7 protein-coding genes are annotated in these 4,812 nt (G+C 40.3%); 2 read left to right on the top strand and 5 right to left on the bottom strand.

Annotated elements, in window-relative coordinates:
- The 4 genes from ACM0OS_RS28365 to ACM0OS_RS28350 form a co-directional block, all read right to left on the bottom strand.
- Positions 1–1,926 (bottom strand): hypothetical protein (locus tag ACM0OS_RS28365; RefSeq protein WP_414546517.1); only part of this gene is annotated, 1,926 nt, incomplete at its 3' end.
- 1 nt (position 1,927) lies between these two features.
- Positions 1,928–2,365: a hypothetical protein gene (locus tag ACM0OS_RS28360; RefSeq protein ID WP_414546516.1), complete on the bottom strand. Its 438-nt coding sequence runs from the start codon at positions 2,363–2,365 to the stop codon at positions 1,928–1,930.
- Positions 2,365–2,934 (bottom strand): hypothetical protein, encoded by a 570-nt coding sequence (locus tag ACM0OS_RS28355; protein ID WP_414546515.1) that lies wholly within the window; start codon positions 2,932–2,934, stop codon positions 2,365–2,367. The genes ACM0OS_RS28360 and ACM0OS_RS28355 overlap by 1 nt, the downstream gene beginning before the upstream one ends.
- A complete protein-coding gene (locus ACM0OS_RS28350; protein ID WP_414546514.1) occupies positions 2,934–3,263 on the bottom strand; it encodes a hypothetical protein in 330 nt (109 codons plus the stop codon). Before ACM0OS_RS28350 ends, ACM0OS_RS28355 begins: the two co-directional genes overlap by 1 nt.
- Positions 3,264–3,477: 214 nt before the next feature.
- Between ACM0OS_RS28350 and ACM0OS_RS28345 the strand changes: the two genes are divergently transcribed.
- Positions 3,478–4,053 carry a tyrosine-type recombinase/integrase gene (locus tag ACM0OS_RS28345; protein ID WP_414546513.1) on the top strand — a complete coding sequence of 192 codons (576 nt, stop codon included), beginning with the start codon at positions 3,478–3,480 and terminating at the stop codon, positions 4,051–4,053.
- 136 nt (positions 4,054–4,189) lie between these two features.
- On the opposite strand, the gene ACM0OS_RS28340 is transcribed toward ACM0OS_RS28345, so the two are convergent.
- The gene (locus ACM0OS_RS28340) at positions 4,190–4,351 is read right to left on the bottom strand and encodes a hypothetical protein (RefSeq protein ID WP_414546512.1); all 162 of its coding nucleotides are present in this window, start codon (positions 4,349–4,351) and stop codon (positions 4,190–4,192) included.
- Between the two features lie 54 nt (positions 4,352–4,405).
- On the opposite strand from ACM0OS_RS28340, the gene ACM0OS_RS28335 reads away from it, so the two are divergent.
- Positions 4,406–4,762, top strand: a complete 357-nt coding sequence (locus ACM0OS_RS28335; protein ID WP_414546511.1) for a hypothetical protein — start codon at positions 4,406–4,408, stop codon at positions 4,760–4,762.
- Positions 4,763–4,812: the final 50 nt, after the last annotated feature.

Below are 4,812 nucleotides of genomic sequence, written 5' to 3'. Positions count from 1 at the left end.
TGTCTGCCCGATATCATTAGATAACTGAACCGCATTATGAACAGTTGCAGCAAAGGTCAAGACATTAAGAACACGGTCTAGATGTAGCCACTTAAAACCATCTACCAGCTTCCCTGATATTCCCCCGACTATTTGCCCGCCTAGCTTGGTATTGATAGTGTTTAAAAGTGCTAGCTGTGAGGCATTAGCCCCAGCATTTAATTTATTTAGTAAATCATTATTAGCATTCTGAGTGTTGCTGTTAATGTTGTTGGCAAGGTCTTGCATTGCCTTACCACTACAACCACCGTTAAGCGATTGACAGTTACCAGTTTGTACAGCCTGATTTATTTGTTGTGGCGTGGGAATAGATGGTCTGATAACATCAGCAGTTCGACCGGGTATTAAGCCTGCTGTAAATATCAATTGGTCAAGCTTAGGTATTGCCTCTTGATTCACTTTCTCTTGTTCCTTAATTCTCGTATCAATTTTTTCTACTTCCTTTGTGAGTAGTCCTAACTTCTGTTGGTTGCTGTTAGTGAATGCTGTAAATCTCTCTTCAGAAGTCTTATTACTAAGATTCACAAACTCACCAAACTTTTTGTCAAAATCATTACTGAGATTAGACAGTTTCAAGTCTTGCACACCAAGCCTATTATTGTTCTCCTGTCTAAACTGGTTAAATCTTTGGTCAGCAGTGAGATTACTTTGATTCACGAAGTCTGCTAATTTTTTGTCGAACTCTTTTGATAGGTTACTTTGTTGTAAGTCTCTGATGCCAAGTGCTTGGTTATTCTGTTGCACAAAAGCATTGAATTTATCATCAAGTGACCTCTGTAAATCACCAGTAGGAACACCCTTTATCTGTGCTTCTCTTAATGCATTATTAGCTTTACTATCTACAGTGCTAATGTTTTGTGCCAAGCCTACGATAGTGTCACCAAGTATCCCGTTACTTATTTCTAACCCAGTGATTCTATTGCTTACAGCATCCACTTTATTACCGGCGTTAACAGCAATAAACTTTGCATCAACAGCAATAGCATTACTAGCGTTGATAAGAGGTGTAAGACTTGAACGCACGTTATTGGATATTGCAGTGATATCAATAGTTTGACTGGGTATTTTAAAATTATTGACAGTTGATTTAAGCCCATTAAGCTCACCTTGTAAGCTGTTTACTCTACCTTGCAACTGGGTAACTAGCGCTGAATCATTAGCTCGTAATGCAGATTGTATACGTAATTCCGTTGCTGCTAACTGTGCTGTAATAGCTCTCTGTTGCTGTGCTATTTGATTCTCAAGTATCGTTCTACCTTGACGTGTTTCGTATAGCGCATCATTAGCCTGTTTTCTTGCTGTTTCTACCTTCGCTTCTACAATTGTTCGTCCTTGCCTAGCTTCGTACAGTGCATCGTTGGCTAGTTTCCTAGCGTCTTGAGTACTGTTGTTGAGTATGTTAATTTTTTGGTCAATGTTGGCATTCTCAACTGAGAATTGCTGAAATTTTAATTCTTGTTGCTGGTTGGCAAGATTTGCTCTTACTGCTAATTCATTAACTTTAGTTAGGTCTGCTGATAATCGGTCAAAGTTTTTGTCTTCCTGTGCCTGTACAAACTCGCTCACCTTGGCTTGTAATGCAACAATGACAGCAACACCACCAATAGCAACAAACGCCCCCAATGAACCACTTAAGTTACTTGCTTTTCCCAGATTGCCACTGCCAGGAGTTTTTTCTAGTATCTTGTCCTGTACCTTGCCTAACTCACCCAATGGCTTGGCTACCTTACCATCAAAATAAGCATTACGTTGCAATGCCGATGTTAAACCGTTAGCAAGTCCAGGGAGTTTTTTTAACTTAGCGAGCCTTAGTCCTGACTCAAAAGATAATCTTGCTGCTTGGCGTGATAGGAATGCCCCTCCTACTGAGGTTGATGGTAATGCCATTTTATTTAAATATGAACTGGAAAAAGTCAAAAAATGTAATCATTGTGTCAACAAATGGACTTAGTTTTTGTCCTGTTTCTAGGATGAACTTTTCTAGTGATTCACAGTAGCGCTCTAACTTCGATACTCGGTTTGCTAAATCACTATTAGTGTTAGGTTTTCGCTCTTGACCCTTCAATCTGCTATTGATGTTATCCACCAACGACTTAAGATTATTCACATCAGCTTTATCGGCTTTAAATCCTAGCTGTGGTTGTATCTCGGTTAATGCCCTATTAGCCGCTTCTCTAATAATTTTCGCTTCATCGATAGACTTTAATTTTGCAATCTCCTGACGCAATACCTCTACCTCTTTTTTGGTGGCAAACTTGTTATTGAGTGCTGCTATATCTGTTCTAAGTGCAGCAATTTCATTTTCTATTTGACTACAACTTGACATTATTTCAAGCCTTTAACTAATGCCCTAATTGATGAAATTTCATTGAATACAGAATCACAAGATAGGCAACAATCACCACAATCTAAGCTGTTTGGTGGGCAGTTTTCGATACATTCGACATCGTAACCACAAGTATTAACTAGTTCGTTAAATAGCTCATTGTTTAGGCTGTCTTTGATAATTAATCTATAGCCACTGTCAATTCTAGTGATAACAATACTCTGCCAAACGCTAGAAGTAAAAACAGAAATAGCAGTTATTAGCCGCCATTCATAAGCAGCACAAGTAACACTATGTCCCTTGCTTAAAAGTTGGGTTTCTTTATTGTTGCTAGGATTAATTCTTGCGCCACCAATGGGTGTATTAGCTAATAGGCTAGAATTAGTAACTACAACATTACTTCCGTCAGGAAATGACCGAATCGCAGTGTAATAAACTCTAACTCTTGCACACTCATCAGTTCTAAGATTACATTCAATATTAATTGGCAGATTTTGAGTGTATTCAAACACCCTGCCATCTGCCAAAGTTACTCGTGCTGTATCCCCAGGATTACAGTAGTTAGTCATTAGTAATCGTCTGGATCTAGTGTTGAATTACTATCGGGTTTGACAAAAGTAATGGTTACGGGGTCAACACGATAGCTGTCATTATTAACACCTCTTGTAGTGAAGCTAGAAAAACCACTTTCAATGTAAATACTCTGGTCAAGGTTGGCATCAAAATTAGCTTGGGTGAGATAGGTTTGAGCTTTTAAGTTGATAGCCGCCAATAAACTTTCTGCTGTGTTGTTAGCATCAGCAGTCAAGCCAGTTAAATCGGCTTTGACAATTGTGATTGTCGTTGCATCTTGAATAGCATTCGCACCAAATACCTGTTGTAAAGTTGGTTCCGCCATAAATCGGATTTTTAATTGAGGTGAATAAATCCGTTTTATGCGGGAATCCAAATTGTGTAAATGTTCCAGTTTTATGTAAAACAGGAAGATTTACCGATGCTTTGTAATGCTTACTAGGAATAGCATTGAGCCTAGTTTTACTAATACCACTAATTATAAAAGTTCCGGTTTGACCACTTGCAATGGTTAAACCGGAATAGGGCAGAAGCGGAAAATGAAAAATAATCGCCACGGACAATCGGCAGTTTTGACAAATTCGGAATATTCTAAAATTCGCCAACAAATTAAAAGTAGAAAATACAAACTACTTTTAGATTTGGCTTGGTACACAGGGGAACGCTGGGGAGCTTTGGTGCAATTAAAAGTAACCGATGTTTATAACGAGGGAACACCAAGCGAGTATATCAATTTTCGGGCTGTGACTCGTAAGGCCAGTCCAGACGGTACAAGGGCGACTCGCCAAGTACCAGTTCACCAAACTTTGGCAGAATCACTCAGCAGTTATAAACCAGAAGATTCTCACTGGCTGTTCCCCAATCGTGAGAATGATGGGCCAATTACTATTCGCTGGGCTGATATGATTTTTCGGGCTGCGGTTGACCGGGCCGGGCTGACTGCAAAGGGAATTAGCACCCATAGCACCCGTAGATCCTTCATTACCAAATTGCACCGTAATGGGACAGACTTGTACACAATCAAGCAGATTACCGGGCATAAGGATTTTAAATCACTAGAAAAGTATGTGGAGATTGACAGTGATCGGGTCAAAGGAGCTATCAACGCACTATGAGCGCTGAAAATTTGTTGATTTTGAAAGTTCAGGTTTTTTACGAGAAGTTCAAAGCTGGGGCCTATAGTCACCCTTCTGACCTAGCTATGGCACTTGAGGAATTGGCTAATTCCGCCTGGGATGAAGTTGATGAACTTTACCAGCCGTCACTGTTTCCATAGGTTAGACTGTGCCAGATAGATGCAACATCATTATTGTGTTTCAGTTGCGATCGCGCCAGGGCTAAGGAGTCATTTCGCCTACTCACTACAATGGCGATTCCCCCAGGAGCGCTGCGCGATCGCATTTTCATGATCATGAATAGTAGAGAGTAATGTTACTATTGCGCTGTTACACGGCAATAGGGCATTTTATGAGCAAAGGGGGACGGACTGCCACCACTAAAGCAAAGGGTAGTAATTGGCATAGTGGGGCCACAACTACAGTAAGAGTGCCAATTGCTTTAGTTCCCCAAATTTTGGAATATGCCAGGAACCTTGATGCTGGTATTGCGCTGTTACACGGCAATCAAGAAATTATTCTCAATGCCATTGACCAGTACATTGAGATGAAACGGGAAAATTACCACCCCAATCAAAATTCTAGGGAATTGAATATTAATACCCGTCCCTGGGACGAGCTAAGAAAATTTAGGCATTTGGTTGAAACGTCTTACGGCAAGCTTGGCAAAACCAACGCTGTACCACTGTCCCATCATTCAGCCGATTAGACCCGTTTTTATAAACTTGAACACCCTTACAACGTGGGCATTGTGGGCGA

Source organism: Nostoc sp. CCY0012 (assembly GCF_963920855.1).
Lineage (GTDB): Bacteria > Cyanobacteriota > Cyanobacteriia > Cyanobacteriales > Nostocaceae > Cyanocohniella.
The sequence above is the reverse complement of the archived record's forward strand: the minus strand, read 5'-3'. Positions and strand labels throughout refer to the sequence as shown.

What these genes read in the sequence shown, in the direction of transcription:
- ACM0OS_RS28340 (WP_414546512.1), bottom strand. Translation starts at nt 4,351, where the DNA reads ATGATCATGAAAATGCGATCGCGCAGCGCTCCTGGGGGAATCGCCATT.
- ACM0OS_RS28355 (WP_414546515.1), bottom strand. Translation starts at nt 2,934, where the DNA reads ATGACTAACTACTGTAATCCTGGGGATACAGCACGAGTAACTTTGGCA.
- ACM0OS_RS28335 (WP_414546511.1), top strand. Translation starts at nt 4,406, where the DNA reads ATGAGCAAAGGGGGACGGACTGCCACCACTAAAGCAAAGGGTAGTAAT.
- ACM0OS_RS28350 (WP_414546514.1), bottom strand. Translation starts at nt 3,263, where the DNA reads ATGGCGGAACCAACTTTACAACAGGTATTTGGTGCGAATGCTATTCAA.
- ACM0OS_RS28360 (WP_414546516.1), bottom strand. Translation starts at nt 2,365, where the DNA reads ATGTCAAGTTGTAGTCAAATAGAAAATGAAATTGCTGCACTTAGAACA.
- ACM0OS_RS28345 (WP_414546513.1), top strand. Translation starts at nt 3,478, where the DNA reads ATGAAAAATAATCGCCACGGACAATCGGCAGTTTTGACAAATTCGGAA.